General features: G+C 63.4%; 21 protein-coding genes. 13 read left to right on the top strand and 8 right to left on the bottom strand.

Features of this window, described 5'->3' with window-relative positions; translation table 11 throughout:
• The first annotated feature begins 46 nt into the window (after positions 1 to 46).
• Genes AC5RTB_RS01055 through AC5RTB_RS01045 form a run of 3 tightly spaced genes read left to right on the top strand, consistent with a single transcriptional unit; the run spans position 47 to position 7,881 of the window.
• Complete coding sequence (locus AC5RTB_RS01055) at positions 47 to 2,905, top strand: PD-(D/E)XK nuclease family protein (protein WP_494059217.1); 2,859 nt, start codon at positions 47 to 49, stop codon at positions 2,903 to 2,905.
• The gene (locus AC5RTB_RS01050; RefSeq protein WP_494059216.1) at positions 2,902 to 6,174 is read left to right on the top strand and encodes a UvrD-helicase domain-containing protein; all 3,273 of its coding nucleotides are present in this window, start codon (positions 2,902 to 2,904) and stop codon (positions 6,172 to 6,174) included. The genes AC5RTB_RS01055 and AC5RTB_RS01050 overlap by 4 nt, the downstream gene beginning before the upstream one ends.
• A 30-nt stretch (positions 6,175 to 6,204) precedes the next feature.
• Positions 6,205 to 7,881 carry a nuclease-related domain-containing DEAD/DEAH box helicase gene (locus AC5RTB_RS01045; RefSeq protein WP_494059215.1) on the top strand — a complete coding sequence of 559 codons (1,677 nt, stop codon included), beginning with the start codon at positions 6,205 to 6,207 and terminating at the stop codon, positions 7,879 to 7,881.
• A 97-nt stretch (positions 7,882 to 7,978) separates the two neighbouring features.
• Here AC5RTB_RS01045 and AC5RTB_RS01040 read toward each other — a convergent pair whose 3' ends face one another.
• The 6 genes from AC5RTB_RS01040 to AC5RTB_RS01015 are packed head-to-tail and all read right to left on the bottom strand — an operon-like array spanning position 7,979 to position 14,808.
• Positions 7,979 to 9,583, bottom strand: a complete 1,605-nt coding sequence (locus tag AC5RTB_RS01040; RefSeq protein ID WP_494059214.1) for a sulfatase-like hydrolase/transferase — start codon at positions 9,581 to 9,583, stop codon at positions 7,979 to 7,981.
• On the bottom strand, positions 9,580 to 10,377 hold the full coding sequence (locus AC5RTB_RS01035; protein WP_494059213.1) for an ABC transporter ATP-binding protein: 798 nt from the start codon (positions 10,375 to 10,377) through the stop codon (positions 9,580 to 9,582). Before AC5RTB_RS01035 ends, AC5RTB_RS01040 begins: the two co-directional genes overlap by 4 nt.
• Positions 10,378 to 10,430: 53 nt before the next feature.
• Positions 10,431 to 11,207 carry an ABC transporter permease gene (locus tag AC5RTB_RS01030; protein ID WP_494059212.1) on the bottom strand — a complete coding sequence of 259 codons (777 nt, stop codon included), beginning with the start codon at positions 11,205 to 11,207 and terminating at the stop codon, positions 10,431 to 10,433.
• On the bottom strand, positions 11,204 to 11,980 hold the full coding sequence (locus AC5RTB_RS01025) for an ABC transporter permease (protein WP_494059211.1): 777 nt from the start codon (positions 11,978 to 11,980) through the stop codon (positions 11,204 to 11,206). The genes AC5RTB_RS01030 and AC5RTB_RS01025 overlap by 4 nt, the downstream gene beginning before the upstream one ends.
• A 29-nt stretch (positions 11,981 to 12,009) precedes the next feature.
• Positions 12,010 to 12,999 (bottom strand): ABC transporter substrate-binding protein, encoded by a 990-nt coding sequence (locus tag AC5RTB_RS01020; RefSeq protein ID WP_494059210.1) that lies wholly within the window; start codon positions 12,997 to 12,999, stop codon positions 12,010 to 12,012.
• Positions 13,000 to 13,044: 45 nt separating this feature from the next.
• A complete protein-coding gene (locus tag AC5RTB_RS01015; protein ID WP_494059209.1) occupies positions 13,045 to 14,808 on the bottom strand; it encodes an amidohydrolase in 1,764 nt (587 codons plus the stop codon).
• A 146-nt stretch (positions 14,809 to 14,954) separates the two neighbouring features.
• Here AC5RTB_RS01015 and AC5RTB_RS01010 point away from each other — a divergent pair, with 146 nt between their 5' ends.
• Positions 14,955 to 15,578, top strand: coding sequence for a TetR/AcrR family transcriptional regulator (locus AC5RTB_RS01010; protein WP_494059208.1), 624 nt, complete (start codon positions 14,955 to 14,957; stop codon positions 15,576 to 15,578).
• 57 nt (positions 15,579 to 15,635) lie between these two features.
• Here the strand turns inward: AC5RTB_RS01010 and AC5RTB_RS01005 are convergent, their stop codons facing one another.
• Positions 15,636 to 16,583: a formylglycine-generating enzyme family protein gene (locus AC5RTB_RS01005; protein ID WP_494059207.1), complete on the bottom strand. Its 948-nt coding sequence runs from the start codon at positions 16,581 to 16,583 to the stop codon at positions 15,636 to 15,638.
• 198 nt (positions 16,584 to 16,781) lie between these two features.
• On the opposite strand from AC5RTB_RS01005, the gene AC5RTB_RS01000 reads away from it, so the two are divergent.
• The 6 genes from AC5RTB_RS01000 to AC5RTB_RS00975 all read left to right on the top strand — a co-directional run bounded on the left by AC5RTB_RS01000 (position 16,782) and on the right by AC5RTB_RS00975 (position 21,347).
• Positions 16,782 to 18,065, top strand: a complete 1,284-nt coding sequence (locus AC5RTB_RS01000; protein WP_494059206.1) for a multidrug effflux MFS transporter — start codon at positions 16,782 to 16,784, stop codon at positions 18,063 to 18,065.
• A gap of 31 nt (positions 18,066 to 18,096) precedes the next feature.
• On the top strand, positions 18,097 to 18,450 hold the full coding sequence (locus AC5RTB_RS00995; RefSeq protein ID WP_494059205.1) for a hypothetical protein: 354 nt from the start codon (positions 18,097 to 18,099) through the stop codon (positions 18,448 to 18,450).
• Positions 18,451 to 18,475: 25 nt separating this feature from the next.
• Positions 18,476 to 18,610, top strand: a complete 135-nt coding sequence (locus AC5RTB_RS00990; RefSeq protein WP_494059204.1) for a hypothetical protein — start codon at positions 18,476 to 18,478, stop codon at positions 18,608 to 18,610.
• 222 nt (positions 18,611 to 18,832) lie between these two features.
• Entirely contained in the window at positions 18,833 to 19,576 is a 744-nt protein-coding gene (locus tag AC5RTB_RS00985) for a DUF2306 domain-containing protein (protein ID WP_494059203.1), read from the top strand.
• A complete protein-coding gene (locus AC5RTB_RS00980) occupies positions 19,573 to 20,694 on the top strand; it encodes a sensor histidine kinase (protein WP_494059202.1) in 1,122 nt (373 codons plus the stop codon). The genes AC5RTB_RS00985 and AC5RTB_RS00980 overlap by 4 nt, the downstream gene beginning before the upstream one ends.
• Complete coding sequence (locus AC5RTB_RS00975; RefSeq protein ID WP_494059201.1) at positions 20,691 to 21,347, top strand: response regulator; 657 nt, start codon at positions 20,691 to 20,693, stop codon at positions 21,345 to 21,347. The genes AC5RTB_RS00980 and AC5RTB_RS00975 overlap by 4 nt, the downstream gene beginning before the upstream one ends.
• A gap of 69 nt (positions 21,348 to 21,416) precedes the next feature.
• Here AC5RTB_RS00975 and AC5RTB_RS00970 read toward each other — a convergent pair whose 3' ends face one another.
• The gene (locus tag AC5RTB_RS00970; RefSeq protein WP_494059200.1) at positions 21,417 to 21,779 is read right to left on the bottom strand and encodes a hypothetical protein; all 363 of its coding nucleotides are present in this window, start codon (positions 21,777 to 21,779) and stop codon (positions 21,417 to 21,419) included.
• A 113-nt stretch (positions 21,780 to 21,892) separates the two neighbouring features.
• Between AC5RTB_RS00970 and AC5RTB_RS00965 the strand changes: the two genes are divergently transcribed.
• Genes AC5RTB_RS00965 through AC5RTB_RS00955 form a run of 3 tightly spaced genes read left to right on the top strand, consistent with a single transcriptional unit; the run spans position 21,893 to position 24,536 of the window.
• Positions 21,893 to 22,594 carry an HAD family hydrolase gene (locus AC5RTB_RS00965; protein WP_494059199.1) on the top strand — a complete coding sequence of 234 codons (702 nt, stop codon included), beginning with the start codon at positions 21,893 to 21,895 and terminating at the stop codon, positions 22,592 to 22,594.
• Positions 22,591 to 23,364, top strand: coding sequence for a maleylpyruvate isomerase family mycothiol-dependent enzyme (locus AC5RTB_RS00960; protein WP_494059198.1), 774 nt, complete (start codon positions 22,591 to 22,593; stop codon positions 23,362 to 23,364). The genes AC5RTB_RS00965 and AC5RTB_RS00960 overlap by 4 nt, the downstream gene beginning before the upstream one ends.
• 20 nt (positions 23,365 to 23,384) lie before the next feature.
• On the top strand, positions 23,385 to 24,536 hold the full coding sequence (locus tag AC5RTB_RS00955; protein ID WP_494059197.1) for an alcohol dehydrogenase catalytic domain-containing protein: 1,152 nt from the start codon (positions 23,385 to 23,387) through the stop codon (positions 24,534 to 24,536).
• Positions 24,537 to 24,556 lie beyond the last annotated feature (20 nt).

Below are 24,556 nucleotides of genomic sequence, written 5' to 3'. Positions count from 1 at the left end.
CGGAGCCCCCTGTTATGTTGTGAATCACAGGAAGCAGGGGGACGTTATGGGTACGCACATCGCCGAATCCGTGGATCTGGCTCTTGAGGAACTGGCCGCGCGCATCACCAATGCGAAGGCTGGAAATCCGCTCGCGCCCATCACCATCATGGTGCCCTCCCACGCTGCGGGTTTGGACGTCACCCGCTATCTCGGACGCACGCTCAACGCGGGGTCGGGCAGTGTAGGCGTGCGCGCGTTCACGCTCAAGGACCTCGCATCCGAACTGGTTGCCGCTGACTCCTCACTGAGCGGCCGGTCACCGCTGCCTGCCTCAGTCCGCCAGGCTGCGATCAGCCGGGCGCTGGCGGACAATCCCGGTGACTTCGAGCAGGTCGCCGAACAACCGGCAACAGCCCGCGCTATCACCCGCACTGCGCCCCTCCTTGATGCAATCCAGCCCCATCACGACGGCGCACTACCGGACCTCGTACGCGAAGTCCTCCGCATTCACCGCACCGCGATGTCCGCCCTCGGGGATCGCTGGTTCACCGATCATGATCTGTTCGTTCGAGCGGGTCAGCTCCTTCAGGCACCACGTACCACCCTACGGTTGGGCACGCTCATAGGGTTCATGCTCGGAGCCCAGGTTCAGCCCGCGGTAGCCGCCTTTCGGCGACAACTCGAGCACGTTGGCCTCCAGCACATCCATGCGGCCGGCACCTTCGACGGGGAAACCGAGATCCTCACCGCGTCCGACGCCGATGATGAGGTCCGCACGGTGGTACGCCTCGTCGTTGAGCGGCTCCGGTCCGGCGTGCCCGGCAACAGGATCGGCATCTTCCATTCCACCGCCCACCCCTACCGGGCACTCCTCACCCAGCGGCTCACCCAGGCGGGAATCACCTTCGTTGGACCTGCAGCCCAGCGGTTGGCCGACACCTCTCTTGCCCGCGGACTACTTCAGCTGCTCACGCTGGATCCAGGTAAGCCCGATGTCCGCACCATCCTGAACATCCTCGCCGAGGGCACGCTTGTTTGGCGCGGCCATGAACTGCCCAACAGTGCCGTTTGCGAGCGCCTGCACGTGAACCCGCCATCCGACGACCGCGACGACAGCGAGCCGCATGAGCGCCTCACCAGGAAGCTCGAGCAGCTTGCACTGTTCCATGAGTTCGTCGAAGCCCTCGCCGCTAGCGTCGGTCAGGTACTGGATGCCGCTACCTGGCGGGCGGCCGGTGATGCGCTCACCTCCCTGATGGCCGACTTCATGGGGCCGCGCGCAGACACCGAGCCACCCGCCAAAGCCGCGACCCGCACCGCGCTTCTGGAGATCATCAACACCCTCGCCGCCCTCGACGGAATCGGACCTCCGCCCCGCCCGCTCCTCACCCGAAGCACGCTTGAAGACAGCATCTCAGCCAAAGGTGGCTGGACTGGAAAGAGCGGCACCGGCGTCGTCATCGGAGGCTATGCAGATGCTGTGGCCCGCGATCTTGACCATGTTTTTCTCATAGGCGCCGCGGAAGGACTGGCGCCCGCGCGTGTTCGTGAGAATCCACTTCTGCCGGACGCCGTCAGCGCACTCATCGGCGGTGATCTGCTGACGGTTGACCAGCGTGCCGAGGCAGCGCAGGATCAGTTCTTCGCCGCACTGGCAGCGGGCACCACCAGGATGATTACCAGCCCCCGCGGCGACCTGCGCGGCTCGGGTGATAGATTGCCATCCCGCTGGCTGGCAGCTCCGACCGGTGAACTACGCTCCTTCGCGCACGGCATCGAGCACGGCTCACCCACCAAGGCTGGCAGCGGCAGCTTGGCCGTCGCAGCCACAGACCAGGAGTGGCGGCTCCGCCATCTTCTCTCCGCAGACGCGAGAACCAAGGCCCTTCCTGATGACGATGTTCTCCAGCGGGCGGTAACGGCCACACGTCACCGCCGTGAAGGCATGTTCTCCCGCTACACCGGCAACCTTGGGACGTTCGCGGGAGAAATCATCGAGGAATCGAAGGCGCTCTCCCCCACCCGTCTCGAGGACTGGGTACTCAGCCCCTTCAGCTTCTTTCTCAAACACGTCCTGAAGGTCAGCATCTTCGAAGACATCGAACTCGAAGTGCAGATCAACCCGATGCAGCGAGGCAACCTCATGCACAAGGTCCTAGAGGGCTACGTCCAGGAAATCACTGATGAGAAGCGGGAACGCTCCCTCGACCGGCTGATCGAACTGGCTGACGCCGCCTTCGAAGAATTCACCAACCCGGCATGGTTGCCGCACGTGTGGGATCAGGACCAGGCCCGAATGCGGCAGGACTTCCGCCGACTCTTCAACGAGGACGGGCAGGCAGCCGACGCCGGCTGGGATTACAAGGCGGCCGAGGCACCGTTCGGGATGGACGACAACACCCCGCCGGTCGAGCTTGAACTCAAGGACGGCACTGTCCTCCGGTTTCGAGGCAAGGTCGACCGCATTGATGTGCACCGGGACGGCCGCATCCGGGTTGTCGACTACAAGACCGGCAAACATGACAAGTTCAAGGACCTGAGAAAACACCCGACCGCGTTCGGCACAAAGTTCCAGCTCCCCGTCTACGGACTCTTCGCCCGCTCGCTGTCGGAAACAACGACGGCGGAGGTCGCGGCGAGTTACTGGTTCACCTCACGCACCGGCAACTTCGAGGAGATCGGTTACCCGGTCACGGAGGAAGTCATCGACCAGCTAAGGAAAGATGCCGGCCTCATCATCTCGGCAATCCGAAATGGTGTCTTTCCTTTGAAGCCCGAACCGACCAAGCACATCACCCGTGACCGCACCGCTGTCACTTTCACGTCCCTGGCGGGCCAGCTGGGAATGGATCAGCACTGGGTTGAACTCCAGGACGCCCCCGAACTCGCTCCCTACGCACACCTCCTGAAGGCGGGAAAATGAACCCCGACGTCCTCGAACTGACAGATCAGGCGGACCGCGATCTCATCGAGAAAACTCTCGAAGCCAACGTCTTCGTTGAGGCGGGAGCCGGCAGCGGCAAGACCCACGAGTTGGTCGAACGAATCTGCACCATGGTGGATCACGGCATAGAACTGAAGAACATTGCCGCCATCACCTTCACCGAGAAAGCTGCTGGAGAGCTGCGGGACCGCGTGCGCCGGAAGCTGGACGAGGAGCAGACCGGTCTGCACATCCGCGCGCTGAGCCAGCTGGATACCGCGCCCATCGGCACCATCCACTCCTTCGCTGCAAGGATCATCAGCGAGCACCCCATCGAGGCGGGGGTCCCCCCCTTGATCACGGTGGTCGACGAGCTCCGCTCCCAGATAGCCTTCACGCGGCGCTGGGAAGTGATCCGGCAGCGGTTGTTCAGCGATCCTTCCCTCGATGAGGCGCTCCGCATCCTGCTCGCTGTCGGTGCCTCGTTGAACCATCTGGAAAACGTGGCGGCCGGGCTGGACGCCACCTGGGACCGGCTGGAGAGCCACCCGCCGCAACGACGACCGATACCTGCCATCGACCTTGGTCCGCTGCTGCGTCAAACCACCGAGGTGCTTGAGCACACGAAGCATTGCACAGCTTCCGATGACCTGCTTCTTGTCGCTATCGAGAAGATCCGCTCCTGGCATGGGCGGCTCGAGAACGCCGGCACAGGAGAACTCGCCCTCGTTCTCGAAATCCTTGAGGACATCCCTCCCACCCCGAAGCAGGGCCGCAAAGGGAACTGGGCGGTCGACATCGCAGAGGTGCGCGATTCGTGCGCGAAGCTCAGCGCTGCAGCAGCCGCCCTCCGCGACAGCTTCGTCACCCCCGCGGTGGACACCGTAGCGGCAGCGATGGCCGTGCTGATTGTGGAAGCAGCACGGGAACGCCAGCGGAGCGGCGAGCTCGAGTACAACGATCTCCTCATCCACGCCCGCGACCTGCTGGTCGGCACTGACCAGCGAACGGTAGACGTACACCGCGCGCTCCATGAGCGGTACCAGTGCATCATGCTCGACGAGTTCCAGGACACCGACCCGGTCCAGGCCGAAATCGCAACGCGGATCGCAGCCACCGGCGTATGTGGAGTGGACGGATGGAAAGCGCTCGACGTTCCAGCGGGGAGGCTGTTCACCGTCGGAGACCCCAAGCAGTCGATCTACCGCTTCCGCAGAGCCGATATCGCTACCTACCTCGAGACCCAACACCGCTTTGCTGGTCAGGCACAGTCCCACATAGCGTCCCTGCGAACCAATTTCCGTTCAACGGGTGCGCTGCTGGACTGGATCAACGCGACGTTCGGCCAGCTCATCCTGGAAAACGGCAATATCCAGCCGCCCTACCAGGAGCTCACGGCGGATCCGGCGCGTCCTCGGTGGGACGAGGTAAACGGACCTGCCGTTTCGGTTCTCGGCCGCGACGGTGCCGTAGCAGGCGAATCAGGAAAAGTATCCGCAGAAGAAATGAGGAAGCAGGAAGCCGCGGACGTCGCTCAGACCATCCTTCTTGCGTCCGGGCAGTCAGCGCAGCCCGCCTGGCTCAAACAGGCCAAGGGGTCAAAGGATTTCGAGACCAGCGCCCTTCGGCTGAAGGACATCTGTATCCTTCTTCCTACCCGTACCGCCCTTGCCGCGCTCGAGGACGCCCTCGACGACGCCGGCATTGAGTATCGTGCGGAAGCATCCTCCCTCGTCTACTCGACGCAGGAAGTGAACGATCTCCTGCTTGCCCTCCGGGCCATCGCCAATACCGCCGATGACGCATCACTGGTGCTGTCCCTGCGCTCTGCTCCCTTCGGCTGCGGCGACGACGATCTGTTCGAATGGAAGCAGGCGGGAGGATCCTGGAACCTGTTCGCGCCGGCCCCGGATACGCTCACCGACTCCCCGGTTGCCCATGGGATGGCGTACCTGAAACAGCTGTGCCGGGAGATCAGCGTGCTGACGCCTGCGGAACTCATGGATCGCATCGTCGCTGAGCGCCGCATGATGGAAACCGCCATCGCGTCACCCCGTTACCGCGACGTCTGGCGCCGGCTCCGTTTCGTCATCGATCAGGCCCGGGCATGGACCGAGGCAACCCACGGCAGCCTGCGGGACTACCTGGTATGGGCCGGCACCCAGCAGGAAGAGAACACCCGGGTGCGTGAATCCGTCGTACCGGAGACGGACGTCGACGCCGTCCGCATCATGACCATCCACGCCTCCAAAGGTCTGGAGTTCCCCATGGTCATCCTCGCCGGCACCGGCTCCAGCCCCCGCTCGCAGAACGACGCGGCGTTGTGGGATCAGGAAGGCGCGCTGCATGTTTCCCTCGTCAAAGCGATCACGTCCGCCGGTTACGCTGACGCACAGTCCGTAGAGAAGCTCTTCGACAAGGCAGAACGATGCCGGCTGCTCTACGTCGCATGCACCCGGGCGGAAAGCCACCTGGTGGTTTCGCACTACGTCAATGCGAACGACAGTCTCGGTGCACTTCTGAAGGGTGCGGATGATCCTTCAGTGCCATCGCTTGAGCTGCCGGCGGAGTCCCTCCCACACGCGAAATTGCAGGTGTCGGTTGCTCCCGTCGACTCCTGGGAGGCGTGGGAACAGGAACGCACGCGTTGGCAGGAAAAGTCAGCCGTCGTCTCCACTACTTCGGTCACCGCCATTGCCAAAGCGAAGGGCAAACCGAGTGATGGTCCCGGCCCAGAGCCGACGCTGCGATTCATCCCGCTCGACGACGAGACCCTCCCGGCCCCGGCCGCTCCCTACGCAGAAGGCGGCGCAGTATTCGGTACAGCGCTCCACCGCGTCATGGAGCTGAGCGACCTGCAGGAATCCGCTGACGTCGAGGCTATAGCGGACAGTGTGGCGAGAATGTCCGACGGCGCCACCTCCGAAGGGCTCGCCGCGAACGCCCGCGCAGCCCTCACCACCGAGCCGGTCCGGCGCGCGGCTCAGCGGGAACATTGGTTGGAGCTCCCTGTTGTGGCGCAGACGGGTGGCGTGACCGTCGAAGGCGTCATCGACCTGATGTACCGGGAGGAGGATGACACCCTGGTCATCGCAGACTTCAAGACGGACAGGGAAGTCACTGAGGAAACGGTCGCCGCATACTGGCGGCAGCTCGCAACGTACGCTGACATGATCCAACGCATCACCGGCCAGCAAGTCAGCGAACTCGTTCTCATCTTCTGCCGGGCAGCTGGAGCCGAAGTCCGTCGTCGGGGAGCGGCCACATGATTCAGTGCGGCGGAAGACGAGGGGGAACCGATGCGCTGCATACCGGAACAGCCGGAATTCACTGAAGGGCATTCAGCCGAGCGGGCCGTGTGGCTGAAGCTGCGCGCCAGCCTGCCGGACGACGTCGTGCTTGCCCACTCGATACAGGTCCGTCATGGCAGGGCCGAGCATGAGATCGACATCCTGGTGCTGTGGCCAGGTGTTGGACTGGCTGCCATCGAAGTCAAGGGCGGGCTAGTCGGCGTCGAGCGCGGGCGGTGGTGGCAGTCCGGCGGCACGGACGGTCGGCACAATATCCAGAGCCCCATCGCGCAGTCCCAAAGCTCCGTGCACGCGTTCAAGAAGTGGATCTCGGACGAGCTGGGAAGTCCGCTCACAAGCCGCTTCGCGTACATGGCCTGCTTCCCCTACACGAGCCTGACGGATGAGTGGAGCATGGTCGGGTGTCCACGCGGACTGATCCTCGATCAGCAAGACCTGATTTCTCCCGCTGACAGGATCCGTCACGCCATAGAAATAGAGGGAGCTGGTGCGATACCCCTCGCGGCAACGTATCTAGACCGCATCGCGCGCCGTCTGGAGGGAAGCTACGAAGCGGCAAGCGGCTCCCCCGCCGAGGAAGGGGAAGACTTTCAAAACCTCCTCACCGAACGACAATCGACGCTGCTGCAGGCCACCCGGGACCTTCCGCGCATCAGGTTCACCGGCGGCGCGGGAAGCGGCAAGACCTGGCTGGCCCTGGCCAAGGCCCAGCAGCTGTGCCGTCAGGGAAAGCGGGTGGGACTGTTCTGCTACAACAAGGGGCTCGGGCAGCACCTCCAGAATGAGGTCAAGGGCTGGCGATCGGCGAAACCGGCGTTCACCGGCGAATTTCACGAATACGTGCGCTCACTGGGCGTTCCGGATGGCGCCGGCCAGGCGTACTTCGACGAAGAAATGCCACGCCTGCTCAAGGAGGGTGCCCGGGATTTGCCGCCCGAACAGCGGTTTGACGCCGTCATCATCGATGAGGCCCAAGACTTCGCGCCGCTGTGGTGGGAGGCGCTGTTCGCATGCACCAGAGATCCCGAACAATCTGAGGTGTATGCGTTCATGGACGATCGGCAGGACGTCTACCGGCGCTGGGGCGGGTTCACTGCCGACACGGTGAACGGGCCGACCGCCAACCTCGTGCCCATCCATGTGGACGACAACCTGCGGAATACCCGGAGGATCGCCGAAACGTTCAAAGGTTTCGCAGGGGAACACTTCACTCCCCGAGCAGGAACCGGGTTACCGGTCCGGCGAGTGGAATGCGCAACGGAGGATGCCCTCCGCGTAGCCGGCGACTGCGTTGACGCCCTGATTGAAGATGGTTGGGCAAATAACCAGATCGCGCTGCTCACCACCTGCCATCGGCATCCCATCCACCAGGACTACTTCGACCGCGGGAAAATCGAAGAGTACTGGCAGGACTTCCACTCAAACGAGGCCGAGTTCTACGGTCATGTCCTGGGCTTCAAGGGTCTTGAACGGTCAGTCGTGATTCTGTGCATCGACGGGTTCAAGGAGACGGACAGGGCGCGGGAGCACCTCTATGTCGGTCTCTCCCGGGCCCGGAGTCTGCTCGTCGTCGTCGGTGATCCCGCGCTACTCGCCGAGGCATGCGGGCGCGAACTGGAGAGGGCACTCTCCCGAACGGAAAAGTGGGAGCTTCCGTCCGTTTAGGTTGATTCATGGTGACCTAGCAGGCCAGCGCAGCCAAGGCAGGGACGGCACCGATGGTGCCGCCCCTTCTGGCTTTTCACCTGCGTCCCAGGGAACCTCAGGCCGCGGCTGTTGGGGCTATTCCGGTCTCTGCCAAGGCAGCCATTTCCTCGAGCATCACGGTGGTGAGTTCGGCCATAAGTCCTCGCGCCTGCGGGTCCTCAGCCAGATTATTCAGCTCTTCCGGATCCGTTCGATGGTCATAAAGTTCGGTGATGCCGGTTCCGAAGTAGCGCGTCAAGCGCCCCTTTCGAGTAATGACCGATCGGGTCCGCACCGGAGCAGGAAGGCCGGATAGCCCGAAGGGTTGGTCTTCCTCGATAACGAGCGCCTCCCTGATTGAGTTGGTTCTGCCTTCCAGGAGTGGCATCAGGGACTTGCCCTGGATACCGCGATAGAAGGGAGTCTCCGTCAGTTCCAGCAGGGTCGGAGCCAGGTCTGCGGTCGAGACCAGACCGTCGATGGCTCCCGCAATTCGGCCGGGGATTCTTATCGTCAGCGGCACATTCGTGACGGCACGATAATGACTGAAGTGCTTGAGCATCAGCCCATGATCTCCGAAGAGATCGCCGTGGTCGCTGGTGAAGACGACGATAGTATCCTCGTCCAGGCCGTTCTCCCTTAGAGCCTCAAGAACAAGCCCAATGTGCTTATCCATCAGGCTGATCAACCCGTACTGAGCCGCCGCTGCGGCCCTGTACTGTTCCTCCGTTGCGGCCCAGGTCATGGTCGGGTCGCTGTTGGGCACGCCCCGGTGCTCAATCATCTTCCGGATGTGCGGGGGTGATTTCGAGTGGTCCTGATTGAAACCGACCGGAAGTTCGACATCCTCCGGAGAGTACATATCGGCATACCCGTCCGGCGGAGAAAAGGGGTGGTGTGGGTCGGGAAATGAGACGAACATGAAGAACGGTTTGTCGTGCTGCGCGAACTCTTCAATGTGTTCGACCGCTTTCGTTCCCACATAGGCGCTGGGATGCCGGTCGGCAGGCACTGACGTTTTGTACACTTGCTCCCAATCAGCCAGCAGGGCGGCTGCGTTCTCGGGTCCGCCGCTGGTGTAAGGGTCGACGCCGTGTTCCCGTGCCCAGTGCACGTAGTGCCCACCAGGTCGATCGCCATGTCCGATCACAAGATCGACGTGCTGATAGCCGTAGTAGTCCTCCGGAAGCGGTATGAACGCCCGATCGTGTGCCGACTTGTCCTCCCACTTGTCCCAGCCGGGCTCACGACGACGCGACCAAGCGTCCGCAACAGATCGCACCAACAACGGGTCTGTGTCCTTGATCTGCTCCAACTGGTCGGGTTCGAAGTCCCACCCCATGTTTTGGTGGTGGAGCTTGCCTACCGCCGTCGTCGAATATCCCGAGCATGCAAGAGACCGAACCACGTTGTTCGTGTCCGGGTCCATCGCGATCCCGTTAAACCGCGTGCCGTGCGCTGAAGGCCAACGCCCCGTCACCAGGCTGGCCCGGTTAGGCATGCACGTTGGATTGGTCACCATCGCTTCGGTGAAGACGGTGCTCTCTGCTGCCAGTCGGTCGATGTTCGGCGTCTTGACCACCGGGTTGCCCGCGTATCCGAGGTGGTCGGACCGCAACTGGTCCGCGATGAAAACCAGGACGTTCGGCCGCCTACCCTGCGCTGGACTTTCCGGGCTCATGCGGGCCTCTTGATCAGTGAAAGTACTTCGGTGCGCTGCCGGGCGAATTCGGGGAGTGATCGTGTGGAGATCTGGTCCCGCGGAGCGGGGAGATCAACGTCCACCACCTTGAGCACCTTGGCCGGCTTGGATCCGAGTACGACGACGCGGTCGGCTAGGTAGACCGCTTCGTCGATGTCGTGGGTGACCACAAGGATGGTCATGCTGAAGTCCTCGCGGATCTTGAGGCACAAGTCCTCCAGATCAAAGCGAGTTTGCGCGTCAACTGACGCGAACGGCTCGTCCATAATCAGGATCTCGGGCCGATATGCCAGGGCGCGGGCGATCGCCACCCTCTGCTGCATACCGCCGGAGAGCTGCCAGGGGTACTGGTGGTCGGCATGTTCGAGACCCACTGCCTGAAGGGCGCTGTCACAGCGGTCCTTGGCTTCGTTCGCGGGAAGCTTGAGGTGCCGCAGCGGCAGCATGAGGTTCTTTCGGACTGTCAGCCATGGCATGAGCGAGCGGTTGTAGTCCTGGAAGACTAGGGCCATCTCACGTGGAGGCCCGGAGATGGCCCTCCCGTCGATGAACGCCTGGCCACGGGTGGCCGGCTGCAGACCGGCCAAACATTTGAGCAGGGTTGTCTTACCGACGCCGGATGGGCCGACTATGCAGACCATCTCGCCGGCGTCCACTGTGAACGTGAGGTCTTCGATCACGGCTACCGACTTTTCGCCAGAGCCGTAGGTCTTTGCCAGTCCCTCCACTCTGAGGCGAACCGTGGCGTCGGAGGAGATGTTGGTTTCTGTCATGGGAACCACCTGCTGGCTGTTCTTGAAGGGTTTCGGGGACGCAATTGTGGGCTTCATGCGGTGCGTGCCAATCGTTTGGAGCCTACATACCAGGCAAGGATCTTGTTTCTGGCTATTTCAAAGAGCAGGTTTGCGGCGAAGCCGATGATCCCCAGGAGCAGAATGCCTGCCCACATATCGGAGATCATGAAGCTCTGCTGTGCAAGGAGCGTCATCGCGCCGATACCCTGAGAAGAGCCGAGCATCTCGGACGCGATCATGACGATGAAGGCAACCTGAAGGCTGACCTGCATGCCGGAAGCGATCTGCGGCCCGGCGGCCGGCAGATAAACCTGAGCCATCTTCTCTCCCCGCGACAGCCGGTACACGGCGCTGACGTCCTTGAGGCCCGAATCGATGCTGCGGATGCCGTCGACCGTCGCAATCAGCGTGGGAAAAAGCGCAGCCAGGGTGATGCTCAAGAGGCGCATCTCGACCCCGAAACCGATCAGCGAGATGAAGATCGGCACCAGCGCCACCGGTGGGATGCCCCGGAAGAAGTGGATCAAGGGGTCCAGTATCCAGCGCGCAACGGGTATCAGGGCGATGATGAACCCCAACCCGACGCCAATGACGGTGGCGAGGGCATAGCCGAGGGCGAGATTCCGCAGACTGAGCAAAACGTCCGAAGTGAAGTGGTCAAAGAGCCACAACGCCTGGAAGCGTTCGAGGATGTTGCTCAGCGGCGGGAAGAACGTGTTGGTTGAGGTGCTGGACAGTGTCCACCAGAGAAGCACGATCGCGAGGGGCGTGCCTACTCCAAGGGACCAGTTGATGGCTTTGCGGTTCATGCGGGAAGCACCTCTCGATAGGAAGCGTGCCAGTGCAGCGTGCGGCGCTCGGCTGCTCGGCTGAGACCCTGGAAGACCAGCCCCAGCACGCCGAGGACGATGACGTAGGCATAGAGCGAGGGGTAATCACCGCCGGCCTGAGCCTGGTAGATGCTTCGGCCCAGCCCGGGCCCTCCGCCCAGTAGACCGGCGACGACGGTGATCACCAGGGCAGCGGGCGCCGCGATCCGCATGGCCGTGCCGATGAAAGGCATAGCCGAAGGCAGAGTCACCCGGGTCAGTATCTCGGCCCGTCCCAACCCGTAGCAGCGGGCAGTATCGATAGTTACCGGGTCGGCGTCATGCACGCCGGCTACGGTCTGCATGATGATGGGCAGCACGCAGCCGAAGAACACCAGAAACCAGGCCATCTGCGTTGTAGGGCCGTAGATCAGCACGACCAGGGGCAGGATCACAATCGGCGGAATCGGTTTGAGGAATTCCAGGAGGGCATGCGTGGCGTAGCGGAACGGGTCGAAGCTGCCGATCAGAATGCCAAGGATCACTCCGATGACCGCCGCCGTGCCCAGCCCGAGCAGTGAGATGATCACAGTGTCCGCAAATGATGCCCAGAACTCACCGCTGCCGAGCAGGCGGGTCAGTTCGACGAACGTTGCCGAGAAGGTGGGAAGTGGTCCGCCAGCCATCGGGAAGGTCGCTATGAACTGCCAAAGCAGGACGGCACCGATGATCCCGCCGGCGCTGACCAGTGGTTGTCGAAGATGGGTGTTCATGGCTTCAGCTCCACGTCGCTTCATAGGACCTATTCACTGAGGATCAAGCTCTCATCCAGGGGAACTTCCTGTGGCAGGAAGCCGAGTTCGACGAGGAGCTTATTGACGCGCTGAAGGTCCTCCAGCCTGACCTCGGTGGGCCAATAAATCTCAGCGCCTTCCTGCACCGTCTCCAGCGGTAGGTTCGTGACTTCCGCAGCCACTTCCTCAGCTTCCTCCGGGTTGTTGTTCGCGTACTCGTTCGCCTTATGGATCGCACGCCCAAAGGCGGCCATCTCCTCCGGGTTCTGTTCGATCGTCTCGGCGCCTGCGACCCACAGACCTACGGCGCCTTTCTCGAAGAACTCGATACCCGGAGAAGCCAGGCGCTGGTGTCCCTTCTCACCGGCCTGGGCCGTGAACGGCGAAATCAGGGCGGCCGCATCAACCCGGTTCGAGTCCAGCGATTGCAGGGCGGACGCGGGATCCAACACCATCCAGTTGACCTTCTGCGGATCACCCCCGGCGTCCTGGATCACTTTGGAAATAGTCACTTCCATCTGGGCTTTGCGGGCCGGTACGGAGACGGACTTGCCTTCGAGATCCTTCGGATCGGTGATCGAACTTCCCTCGGGGACGTACAACCCGGTGTCGTCGACGACGGCCAGATCCTCTGCCTGCGCTGCATCCTCGGCATAGCCGTCAGCCGCAGCGATGACCTTCAACGGAACGTTCTGACTCAGCGCGTTGAGCAACGGAATGGACGGCGTATAGGTCACGTCGAGCTGCCCGCTTTGAGCGGCCGCGATGCCGGCCGGTGGGTTGGCTACGACAGTGGTTTCGACGGTGAGCCCTTCCTCCTCGAAGTAGCCCTTGTCGATGGCCATCTGAATCGCCGCGTCCGATCCAATGCCGACGGTTCCCACCTGGATGGTGGATGACTCTTCGGGGGCTGCGGCTTCATTGCCGCCATCACCTCCGCAGCCGGTCAGCATGAGGGCCGACGCGGTTGCCAGTACTACCGGAATTTTGATTCGCACGATTTCTCCTAGGGGTTTTGAGGTGCTGGTGGGGTGATGGGGTCGTCAATGGACGTTCGTGTAGTCAGGGTGAGGAGCAGACGATGCCGGGTCGTGTACAACGCGCCCTCCGGCCAGGGTCCAGGCGACGCGGCGTTCGGCCAGGTCCTCGGCGTTCACAGGCCAGGGGCCGTCGAGGACGCAGATGTCGGCTACGTATCCGGGCCGCAGTCGTCCCTTGTAGTGCTCCGCGTGGTCCTGCCACGCCGGCAGGGATGTCATGGCGAGTAGAGCCTGGCCCGAGGTGATGCCTTCAGGGTCGTTGGGTACACCCGCGGAATGGACCGTGGCGCGGGTCATTGCGGCCGTCATCGTCTTGCGCCAGTCCGTGTCCGTGACTGGCGAGTCCGAAGCGATGTTCAGCTTCACGTCGGCGCGAAACGCTGATCCGAGCGGTTGGTGTCGAGCGAACCGCTCTTCGCCCATGAGTCGCTTGATGACATCGCCGCCGGCTGCCCGGATGGCCGGATTGGTGCTGTACCCGATCCCGTGTGCTGCCAGTCTGGGCAGTGAGTTGTTGCTGCGGAAGGCGCCGTGGATAATGTAGTGCCGGGCATCGCGGCCGTGCTCTTTTTGAGCCGCGATGATCGCATCGACCGCCGCCTCGCTGGCAGCGTCCCCGGTGGCGTGGATGCCCGCCTGCAGACCCGCGTCGTGGATGAGCCGGACAATCTCCTTGAGCTCGGCGACCCGCTCCTTGTCAGTTGCTCCGGCGACTACCAGGGACCCGTGGCTGCACTGTTCGCCGTATGGCTCGCTCATCCAGGCCGTGCCGCTCCGCGGGGTTCCGTCGGCGAAGACTTTCACGCCAGCTATCCGCAGCAATTGCGGGTCGATGCCGCGCTCCGAGTAGAGATGGTGCAGGCCCGAATCCAGGCCCTGCCGCACTGCGTGGGCGCTGATGCCTCCCGTGCCGGCGAAGAGCAGCAAGGTGTTGATGCGCAGTGACAGCTCCCCGGACTGGGCAAGGGAACCGAGCAGTTCCAGCGATGGGACGGTGCAGGTCCCGTTGAGCAGGCCCGCACCTCCGGGTCCCAAGCCCGGCTCGGTCAGTGAAGTGATTCCCTGGGAGTGCAGCAGCGTTTGGTACATCAGTGCGGCCTCGCGCAGAGTCTGCGTGGGCACCTGCGGCATGGCTGTGGTGATGAGCTCCATCGCAGCGTCCACGAAGAGACCGTTAGGCGGTCCGGCCTCTGTTCGCCCGATGACACCGCCTTCCGGAATTCGAGGGGAAGCCGGGACACCTGCGGCGTCCATAGCGGTCTGGTTGGCCAGCAGTTGATGCCCCGTCTGGTCGAAGGCCACCACCGGGGTCCCGGACCGGAGTTGGAGCAGAGCCTCAGCTCCCCCGCGCCCCAGGACCACGTCGTCCCACCCGTGCGCCCGAACCCAGCCGTCTTCTGCAGGAGCCGCAGCGGTGAGCAATGCGGCAACCTCCTGCCAGCTGGTGGCGGCCTTGACGCCTATGTCCAGGTAGCCGAAGCGGACCATGGCCGAGGCAACGAAGTGCAGGTGAGCATCGTTGATGCCGGGAATGATCGCCCCGCCGTCGACGTCGATGATTCGGGCCCCCTTCGATACGAGCTCTCCAAGATCCTCCCCACCGACGGCCAGGATCCGGCCATCCCGCACGGCAACCGAAGTGGCTGGACCATCAGTCGACGCACCACCCTGCACTTCGGTGGGAACCCTCCCGTTGACGAGAACAACGTCGGCGGGAGGAGAAGACTGCAGCGAGCTGTTCAAGTCGACCTCCGGTGTGATGTGCATTACTAATTTCAATAAGTATGTCGCATGACTTGGTCACTTGACTAGAACTTTCTTGTAAAATGTATGTAACCCGTTGAGGCGCCCTTGTAAGAGCGAGAGACGCATGCGGTGTGCCTACACTGGATCGCAGGACCGGAAGGGATGAAATGGCTCGGGTACCAACCGCCGAACGCCGGCTGCAATTCGTCGAGGCCGCAGCGCGCGTCATTGCCAATGACGGCGTTGGTGCAGCGACCACGCGCCGCATCGCTTCTGAAGCGGGGGCCCCGCTCGCCGCTCTCCACTATTGCTTCCGGAACAAGGACGAGCTGCTCGAAGAGGTCTACCATTACCTGAGCCGCGACTATGCCAAGACGCTACCTCCGGTGGAAAACCTTGAAGCCGGTCTCGCGCACGTAGCCCGGGCCCATGCGCACCGCGTCTGGGAGCGGATGCTGCGGCTGCCGCATGAACAGGTCACCACCTTCGAGCTGCTGTTGCGGCGGTTCCGGGTTGAGTCGGACGACGAGCCCCGCGCGCTGGCTATGAACCGCTCCATGTACCAGGGATGGATTCAGGCCACTGAGGATTTGTTTGAATCAGCGGCCCGTGCAGCAGGTGAAGAGGTACCGTCCAACCTGGAGTTGATCACCCGCCTGTTCATCTCCGGCATTGACGGGATCAGCATGCAACACCTGGCCGACCCGGATCCGGAGCGCTCCAGCAAGCTCGTGGACATGCTGGCGGACAGCATCATCAGCGCCTTCGAATACGCCCCGATCACCGCCTGAATATCCCGGCCGCGCGATACTGCGCCGGACTCTCCCAAGACGGGTACTACGTCACCCCTACAGTTTCGACTGGGCCTGCACAGTGCGGAATCCACAGTTGCTGCTGGCAGAATCCGGCGAATTGGAGCTGCGGGCGGCGACGCGGTAACGGTTGCAGTACGAGTCGTGGCACAGATATGAGCCCCCGCGCATAACGCGACCCTTGCCGATTGTAGGACCGGGTGGGTCCTTCAGGGGCGAGTTCCGGTAGTACTTGGGAAGGAACCAGTCGTTGCACCACTCCCAGACGTTTCCACTCGTCTCGTAGAGGCCATATCCATTGGGTGGGAAGCTACGAACAGGGGCGGAGCCGAGGAATCCATCGTCCTGGGTGTTCTGCTCCGGAAACGCACCCTGCCAGATGTTGCACAAGTGCACTTCGTCCTGACCCAGCAGGTCATTTCCCCATGGAAATCGCTGACCCTCAAGTCCACCGCGGGCTGCGAATTCCCACTGTGCCTCCGTCGGAAGCCGCCTCCCCGCCCATCTGCAGTACGCCTGAGCATCATTCCAGGAAACCTGCACCACCGGGTGGTCGGGTAGATCCTGCCAAGCCGAGTCCAACCCGTACGGATGAGCCCAATCGGCTCCACGGACGTTGAACCACCATGGCGCTCCGGTTACCGCGCCGAGGACATCAACGGAAGCAGCCTGAACCAGCAGGTGGAATACCGCGGACGTGCCATGAATCTCAGACTCGGTCCGGTACCCCGTGGCGCTCACAAAGCGCGCGAACTGGCTGTTGGTCACTGCGGTGGCATCGACGGAAAAAGCGTTGAGCATTACCTGATGAACCGGCGTTTCCCCGTCCGCCTGATAGCCCTCGTCAAAGTGATCCCCCATGAAGAAGGATCCCCCCGTGATGTGAACCTGTTCCGGAAGGTCCGTCTGCTTCGACGAAAGAACGACGTCGGACTGAGCCGGCATGGGTGCACCCAAACCCTTGGGAGAACCGCAACAGCTCATCGGTGGCCCCTTTCCTACACTGGACACCCTTCTGCCCGGGACGAGTCGGCAGGTCTCTACCATCATCCCAGCTTCAGCTGAAGTGACGCATATCGCTGGAAGCATCAGGTGGGGCCCGACGTCGGGTGCGTGGCCCTACCGATGGCGGCGCGAATGCGTAAGATGGTTCGGAAAGCGCTATCCAAGGGAAGGTCTTCCGTGAAACAGGCGCATCCTTCACCGACGATCGCAGAGTCCGACAGCTCGCCGACGGGCCCGCGCCATCGCGTCCTGCTCCTCGTAGCTGCCCTCGCCATGCTGCAGGTGATCTGGCCGCTGACCATGGACCTGTACCTGCCCGCCTTTCCGGCCATCCGCCGGGAGTTCGACTCCCCCGAGTCTGCCGTACAGCTAACCCTGACCGCTGCCTTCATCGGCATGGGCATCGGGCAACTGTCTTCCGGGCCGGTGTCCGACGCCGTCGGACGCGCACGACCCCTCGCGGTGATGATTTTCGTCTACTGCCTCGCAACCACGTCTTGTGCTCTGGCGCCCTCGATGGAATGGCTCATAGCCAGCAGGGCATTTCAGGGCATGGGCTCAGCAGCATGCGCCGTCATCGCCCTTGCCATCGTGCGCGACCTCTACAGCGGCAAGAAACTCCTCATCATCCTCGCCCGCCTGGCTATCGCGTCGGGCGTTTTCGTCGTTGCCTCGCCCGCACTGGGCGCCCAACTCCTGGGAGTTGTGGGGTGGCGCGGGCTTTTCTGGGTCCTGCTGGTATACGGACTAGTGCTGCTGTGCGTGGCAGGCGTGATCCTGCTACGGAACGAAACGAACCCGCCCGAGCGTCGACTGCAGCGAAAGGGCGTCCGTCTCAGGGACGACTACCGCAGCCTGATCACGGACGGACGTTTCCGATCCGTTGCGCTGGCCGGCGGGCTGCTGTTCTCCGCCATGATGTCCTTCATGGCGGGGAGCGCCTTCCTGCTTCAGGAGGTCTACGGCCTGACCCCCACCGGCTACGCTCTGTTTTTCGGCGGACAGGGTGCGCTCATGGTGATCGGTGCGCAGGTGGGTGGCTTTCTTGCCAGGCACACGTCCCCAGTCCTCGTGGTCCGGGGCGGAGCCGTTGCCCTTGTCGTTGCCGCGACCGTGTTGCTGCTGAGCGTCAGTCTCGCCCCGCATCTGGGAGTCTGGGGGCTGATGGCGCCGATCATGGGATTCACCACGTCGTTTGGGCTCCTGCATCCCGCGCTGCAGGCGACGGCACTCGAGCACCACGGGCTCCGCGCCGGCACCGCCGCCTCCCTACTCGGCGCAGCAAACATGACCGGCGCAGCTGTCATCGCTCCGGTCACTGGAGCATTCGGGCTGTCCTCTCCCGTGCCGACCGCCGTCGTAATGCTCTGCTGTGCGGCCGGGGCGGCCGTACTTCTGCTGACCGGGGTTCGGAGGACATCTTCGGCGTCGTCTCAGATGCGCGCCGACGCGAGCGCATAGCTGGGAGCTTCCGTCCGTTTAGGCTGGTTCCATGGAATTTCTGCGCAACCTGCTCCTCGTCCTGCACTTCGTCGGTCTCGCGGCCATCCTCGGGGGCGTCATCGCCCAGATTCGTAGCATGCGCACTGGCCGCGCCGTCGTCACTCCGGGCATCATGCACGGCAGCTGGCTGCAACTGATCACAGGACTGGGGCTGGTCGGCGTCATCGAAGCCGGTGACCTGGCGGAAGTCGACAACATGAAAATCGGCGTCAAGCTCCTGGTGATGATCGCCGTCGTCGTATTGGCCTTCATCAACCGCAAGAAGGACGCTGTGGCGACCGGGATTCTCGGCGCTGTCGGCGGTCTGACGCTGCTCAACATCATCATCGCCGTGTTCTGGTAGTAACGGACAAGGCAGGGTGACGACCATGCAGCTTGACTTCATCGCGGCACCCGAGGTCCTCAATCTGCTCAGCCCGACTCAGGCCACCTCAGCCATCGTTGACGCGCTGGTCTCCGGGCTCGATCCTGCAACGGATCCAGCCCCGTCGCCAACGGGATAACCCAGCTCGACCTGACCGCGCAGTCCTGTTCAAAAGCTCGGGAATGGCCTGGGAGGACCTTGTCATCGCCCGCGCAGTTGTCCAGGCCTCACGGAGCAGCGACAGCCGCCCTTCGCTGGTAGGCATCGACCGAAAGTACGGTGAAGTGCCGCCGAAGGAGTGAACACACTCCGGTCCCTTCGCCCGATGAGCTAGCACTGCCTCTGCGGCGAGACTTCTGTCATGACCACTCCCTCCCCCACACCGCCTGCGGCGAGCAACGCCCCTGAGGCGCCTCGCCGACATCCCGGGAAGCGCTATTGGAAGGTGCCGACCGGACTCATCCTGCTCAGTCTCGTGCCCGTGATTGCCGGCGCGACCCGCATCACTGAACTGGCTGCCGGAGCCGAGATCACCGAGGCCAACGCGCGGTTCTTCGCGTCACCGGTCCCCGTCCTCATCCACATCGTCGCCGCAAGTGTCTATTCAATCCTCGGAGCCTTCCAATTCGTTCCGTCCCTGCGCCGCGGGCGACCGAACTGGCATCAGCGATCCGGCCGGCTCCTCGCGCCGCTAGGACTCCTGGCCGCGCTCTCCGGCGTGTGGATGACCCTCTTCTACAGTCACCCCGACGGCGCCAACGCCCCTCTCGTCGCTTTGAGGCTGTTCTTCGGGCTGGCTATGGCGATAAGCATCGTCCTGGGCATCCTCGCCGTTCTGCACCGCGACATTCCGCGGCATAGTGCCTGGATGACGAGGGCGTACGCCATCGGGCTTGGCGCCGGAACCCAGGTATTCACCCTCCTGCCGTGGACGCTCCTTATCGGCCCTCCCGACAAACTGACAACCGCGGTTCTGATGGGTCTCGGATGGGTCATCAACGTCGCGGTCGCAGAATACGTTATTCACCGGCGCGGGCGGCGCCTGCCTCCTCGTACTTCCGGCGGATACGCCTCGGCCCAACCCGCTCGTATGATGTGGTCATGATGGCGCACCTGCGTTCGGTGTGGACGGCCCCGCCCGCCTCACCCCCACCTCCGGCGCGGGTGTGGCGCGACTACGCTCTCATCGTTGCGGTGGCTTTGGTTGCATTGGTGGAGGGCTTGCTGAGTTCGAACCCGTCCTGGCCGATGCTCATTCTTGTTGTGGCGATCTCCCCAACCCTGCTGTGGCGCCGCACCAAGCCACTCGGGATGCTCATAACGGCAATGGCCGGTACCGCCCTGGGCGTAGTCATCCTGGGCAACAGCGAACCGATTGCCTCAGTCTTCTTCGTCGTCCTCCTCTACGCACTCTCGCGGTGGGGTTCGGGTCGATCGATAGTAGTGGGCGTCGCCGTCGTCCTGGTGCATCTGTGGGTCACCGAAGTGATGACCGGCTTCGTTCTCGAAGATGTCATCGGAGCACACATCCTCATAATCACTGTTATCTCGTTGGGCCTCGCGGTGAGGTTTCGAGCCAGCACGCGCTCGCGGGAGATCGAGCAGGCACGGATGCTCGAGAGGGAACGGCTCGCCCGTGACATCCACGACACCGTCGCCCACCACGTCTCAGCCATAGCCATCCGGGCGCAGGCAGGGCTGGCGACGGCAGCATTTGATCCAGGCGCGGCAACGAATGCCCTCCGCGTGATCGAATCCGAAGCAGCAAGCAGCCTGACTGAGCTGCGAACCATGCTGCGTGTGCTTCGCTTCGACGATGCAGCCGAGCTGCATCCGAGCCCTCACATCGAGGATCTCGAACGCCTCACACGGAGCGAGAACGGTGGCCCGACCGTGAACCTGCGACTTACGGGCCAGCTGAACGACCTTCCATCGTCCGTCATGACCGCCGTTTACCGGATCGCACAGGAATCGGTGACCAATGCACGGCGGCATGCCACCCGGGCAACCCGCGTCGATGTCGCCGTTGAGGCCGACGAGCAGCAGGTGCGCCTGCAGGTGCACGACGACGGCGCTCGCGGCGCGCCCACCACCCCCGGATTCGGGATAACAGGAATGAAGGAGCGAGCCGCACTGCTCGGCGGCACTTGTACCGCCGGCCCGACGAACGACAGCGGCTGGACCGTAGCGGCCGTACTGCCCAGAACGGGACGGCCGGCATGAGCATCCGTGTCCTCATCGCAGACGACCAGGAGGTCGTGAGAACCGGCCTGACCATGATCCTCAATGCACAGCCGGACATTGAAGTGATTGGCGAAGCCGCCGATGGTCGGCGGGCGATCGAGTTGGCACGCCGCCTGCGCCCCGATGTCTGCCTCTTCGATATCCGGATGCCGTTGATGGATGGCATTGAGGCGACCCGCGCGCTCGCAGGTCCCGACGTCCACGACCCGTTGGCCGTCGTCATCATCACAACGTTCGATCATGACGAGTATCTCTACGCCGCATTGCGCGCCGGTGCCCGCGGTTTCCTCCTCAAGGACGCCGGCGCGGACCTACTGGCGCAGGCCATGCGCGCCGCCGCGAACGGAGATGCTCTCATCGCTCCCAGCGTGACAGTCCGGCTGCTGGAGGCGTTCGCCGGCTCGGCCCCCGCCCCGGCGCCACCCGAACCTTTCGAGCCGCTCACCCCACGGGAAGAGCAGGTGCTGGCAACGGTGGCGCGCGGTCGAAGCAACAGCGAAATCGCGAGCGAACTGCACATCACGCTCAGCACCGTCAAGACACACCTGACAAGCCTCATGCAGAAGCTCGGAGCACGCAATCGCGTGGAGGTCGCCAAGTGGGCTCACGACAGGAATCACTCGCGAGGCTGATGCAGCAACTGTCGCAGACGAGACGGGAGCCGTCGCTCTCAACGGTGGCTCCGTCGTCGTTCTGTGGTGTCAGAGCGTGGTGCCGTTCTGGAAAGCGGTCGAGAAGGTGGCCGCAAAAAACATGACCCACGCGACGATGAGCACAATGCTCAGCACTCCGAGAATGATGGCAACCCATCCCAACAGCCGCCCTCCGGCTGCCGGCTCGCCCATGCGCTCGGCCTTGTTCGCATTGCTGATCGCCAGCGGGCCGAAGACGAACCAGAACATGAACATTCCCAGGACGCCGAAGGCCAACGAGAGCTGGGCGGCGCGCTTACCCTCATAGTCAGAACCGGCGTAATTCATAGCTGAGGGCTTGCGGGTACCGGTGCCCGCAAACGGCTGCTCGCTGGGGTACGGGGCACGATATTGGCTGGAGTAACTCGACATAGGTATTCCTTCTGAGACAAGGTGGGTAGTCCGGGATCCTGTTGGTGAGTTACCGCCGATGCACCCGTATTGGAGCACATCCTATTCCACTTCAGACCCATCAAGGCGGCACGATGAAAGAACAGAACGACGGCCCGGCCCGCGGCGTCCTCTTCGACGTAGACGGAACCCTCGTCGACACCAATTACCTGCACACCCTCGCCTGGTGGCAGGCCTTCCGACGCTTCGGTCACGACGTTCCCATGGCGGCCATCCACCGCACCATCGGGATGGGCGGCACTACCCTCATCGAGCACCTCATCGGTGAAGACCGGAACAAGGACCAGGACGAGGCCCTGGAGGACACGCACGGTGCGCTGTTCTCGGCCCAATGGCCGGCCCTGCGATCGTTCGACGGCGCCCGCGACCTACTGCAGCACTGCGCCGACGCGGGTCTCGCCGTCGTTCTCGCCACCTCCGCCTCGGAGGAGGAACTTGGCGTCCTGAGGAAGGTGATCGGTGCCGACGGCGCCATCACCGGGGCCACCAACGCGACGGATACGGGCATCAGCAAGCCGGCCCCGGACATCCTCGAGTCGGCGCTGGGTGTTGCCGACCTCAAGCCGGAGGACGCCGTCTTCATCGGTGACGCTGTCTGGGACGTGATCACCGCGAACAAGCTCGGCATCCCCACTATCGCCGTCACCACAGGTGGCACGAGCGAAGCGGAACTGCGCGACGCCGGAGCGGCTTATGTGTTCGAGAATGTTCGGGAGCTGCTGAACGCCGTCATCGCCGGCGAGATCCCGGAACTGGCTAAGGGAACCGGCCAATGAAGCCCGACTACCCCTACGCGCTCACCTATGACCGCTATCGGGAGCTGATGGAGCAGGGATTCTCGCGCCTGCTGGAACTCACCAGCGCAGCGGAATCCGCCGGCCGGCTCGGAACGCGCGTACCGGCGTGCCCGGAGTGGGATATCGAGCAGTTGGCGCGCCACACCGCGCTCGTCTACCTGCAAAAGGCCGAGACCATCCGCACGGGCGTGAAGCCCCAGGGCCACTGGGTTCCTGACGAGATTCTGCAGCTCGGGCCGGTTGACATCCTCAAGACCTGCTACCAGCGGCTCGCCAGCGAGTTCGATTCCCACAGCCCATCCGACGCCACGGAGTCCTGGGTGAAGGAGGACCAGACCGTCGGGTTCTGGATCCGACGGCTCACCCACGAGACCGCTATCCACCGTTACGACCTTGAAGCCGCGCTGGGCGACCCTCAGCCGGTGGAGACGGAACTCGCGATCGACGGGATCGACGAGGTCCTAACCGTCATGTTCGAGCGCGGGCGTTCCACCCAGAGCGCTGACGATCTTCCGGAAGGAGTCACCGGAAGCGTCGTGCTCGACGCCGGAGGGAAAACCTGGTCGGTGCTCCTCCTACCCCGCGACGTCGAAGTCTCCCACGAAGCAGGCGACTCTCCCGATACCATCGTCAGCGGGGACCCCCACGACATTCTGTTGTGGCTCTGGGGCCGTGAGCCCCTGCCCATAAGTTCCGACGACGGCGGTGTAGCCTCAGAGCTGCGTCGGCGCCTGGCCGCCACCACCTGACCCGTCGAACGAAGGCACTCATGAAAATCACTGGAGCGGTTCTTGAGGAGATCGGCCGGGAACGCCCCTACGCGGATTCCCTGCCCATCAGCATCGGAGAAGTGGAGCTGGACGCGCCGGGCCCGGGCGAGATCCTGGTGCGCATCGAGGCCGCCGGCCTCTGTCACTCCGATCTGTCCGTTGTCGACGGCAACCGGGTCCGCCCTGTCCCCATGCTGCTTGGCCATGAAGCTGCCGGGCGGGTCGAACAGCTTGGCGACGGTGTCACCGGAATTTCCCTCGGCGACCGGGTGGTGATGGCCTTCCTGCCGCGCTGTGGGGAATGCCGGAACTGCCGGACGGACGGTAAGCTCCCCTGCTCCACCGGCTCCGCGGCCAATAACGCGGGGGTCCTGCTCGACGACGGGCAGCGCCTCCACCGCAACGGTGAAGCGATCAAGCACCACCTCGGCGTATCGGGTTTCGCGACTCACGCCGTCGTCAACCGCAAGTCCGTAGTGAAGGTCGACGACGATGTCCCACCGGAAATCGCCGCCGTCCTGGGCTGCGCTGTGCTCACCGGTGGCGGCGCCGTCATCAATACGGGCAAGCCGGAGGACGGCGACACGGTGGTGGTCGTAGGACTGGGCGGTGTCGGGATGGCAGCTCTGATCACGGCGATTTCGCTGGGCAAAGGTGACGTCATCGGCGTCGACGCCGTACCCGCCAAGCTGGACGCCGCCAGGGAACTCGGGGCAACCGCCGTCTACACGCCGCAGGAAGCAATCGACACCGGACTGAAGGCTCCTGTGGTGATCGAGGCGGCCGGCAACGCCCGGGCGTTCGAGACCGCGGTGCAGATTACCGACGTCGGCGGCACCACCGTCACGGTAGGACTTCCATCGCCGGATGCGCGCGCATCCATCGCGCCGCTCGGCATCACCGCTGAAGCGCGGACCATAACGGGCAGCTACCTCGGTTCCGCGGTCCCGGAACGGGATATCCCCCGGTTCGCACAGCTTTGGCGGGAAGGGAAACTCCCCGTGGAGGCCCTGATTTCCTCGCGCATTGAGTTGGAGGACATCAATGAGGCAATGGACCAGCTCGCCGACGGCAAGGCCATCCGGCAGGTGATTCTGTTCGATTCCCCCGCCGCCGGTAACGACCCGTCAATTTCTGGTCCCCTGTCCTAGACTAAGCGTGCTTCGGCCGT

Source organism: Arthrobacter sp. M71 S08, assembly GCF_059089725.1.
The sequence above is the reverse complement of the archived record's forward strand: the minus strand, read 5'-3'. Positions and strand labels throughout refer to the sequence as shown.

Excerpts from the sequence above, each read along its gene's own strand:
- AC5RTB_RS01055 (WP_494059217.1), top strand. The coding sequence starts at position 47 with ATGGGTACGCACATCGCCGAATCCGTGGATCTGGCTCTTGAGGAACTG.
- AC5RTB_RS01050 (WP_494059216.1), top strand. The coding sequence starts at position 2,902 with ATGAACCCCGACGTCCTCGAACTGACAGATCAGGCGGACCGCGATCTC.
- AC5RTB_RS01045 (WP_494059215.1), top strand. The coding sequence starts at position 6,205 with ATGCGCTGCATACCGGAACAGCCGGAATTCACTGAAGGGCATTCAGCC.
- AC5RTB_RS01040 (WP_494059214.1), bottom strand. The coding sequence starts at position 9,583 with ATGAGCCCGGAAAGTCCAGCGCAGGGTAGGCGGCCGAACGTCCTGGTT.
- AC5RTB_RS01035 (WP_494059213.1), bottom strand. The coding sequence starts at position 10,377 with ATGACAGAAACCAACATCTCCTCCGACGCCACGGTTCGCCTCAGAGTG.
- AC5RTB_RS01030 (WP_494059212.1), bottom strand. The coding sequence starts at position 11,207 with ATGAACCGCAAAGCCATCAACTGGTCCCTTGGAGTAGGCACGCCCCTC.
- AC5RTB_RS01025 (WP_494059211.1), bottom strand. The coding sequence starts at position 11,980 with ATGAACACCCATCTTCGACAACCACTGGTCAGCGCCGGCGGGATCATC.
- AC5RTB_RS01015 (WP_494059209.1), bottom strand. The coding sequence starts at position 14,808 with ATGCACATCACACCGGAGGTCGACTTGAACAGCTCGCTGCAGTCTTCT.
- AC5RTB_RS01010 (WP_494059208.1), top strand. The coding sequence starts at position 14,955 with ATGGCTCGGGTACCAACCGCCGAACGCCGGCTGCAATTCGTCGAGGCC.
- AC5RTB_RS01005 (WP_494059207.1), bottom strand. The coding sequence starts at position 16,583 with ATGAGCTGTTGCGGTTCTCCCAAGGGTTTGGGTGCACCCATGCCGGCT.
- AC5RTB_RS00995 (WP_494059205.1), top strand. The coding sequence starts at position 18,097 with ATGGAATTTCTGCGCAACCTGCTCCTCGTCCTGCACTTCGTCGGTCTC.
- AC5RTB_RS00990 (WP_494059204.1), top strand. The coding sequence starts at position 18,476 with ATGCAGCTTGACTTCATCGCGGCACCCGAGGTCCTCAATCTGCTCAGC.
- AC5RTB_RS00985 (WP_494059203.1), top strand. The coding sequence starts at position 18,833 with ATGACCACTCCCTCCCCCACACCGCCTGCGGCGAGCAACGCCCCTGAG.
- AC5RTB_RS00980 (WP_494059202.1), top strand. The coding sequence starts at position 19,573 with ATGATGGCGCACCTGCGTTCGGTGTGGACGGCCCCGCCCGCCTCACCC.
- AC5RTB_RS00975 (WP_494059201.1), top strand. The coding sequence starts at position 20,691 with ATGAGCATCCGTGTCCTCATCGCAGACGACCAGGAGGTCGTGAGAACC.
- AC5RTB_RS00970 (WP_494059200.1), bottom strand. The coding sequence starts at position 21,779 with ATGTCGAGTTACTCCAGCCAATATCGTGCCCCGTACCCCAGCGAGCAG.
- AC5RTB_RS00965 (WP_494059199.1), top strand. The coding sequence starts at position 21,893 with ATGAAAGAACAGAACGACGGCCCGGCCCGCGGCGTCCTCTTCGACGTA.
- AC5RTB_RS00960 (WP_494059198.1), top strand. The coding sequence starts at position 22,591 with ATGAAGCCCGACTACCCCTACGCGCTCACCTATGACCGCTATCGGGAG.
- AC5RTB_RS00955 (WP_494059197.1), top strand. The coding sequence starts at position 23,385 with ATGAAAATCACTGGAGCGGTTCTTGAGGAGATCGGCCGGGAACGCCCC.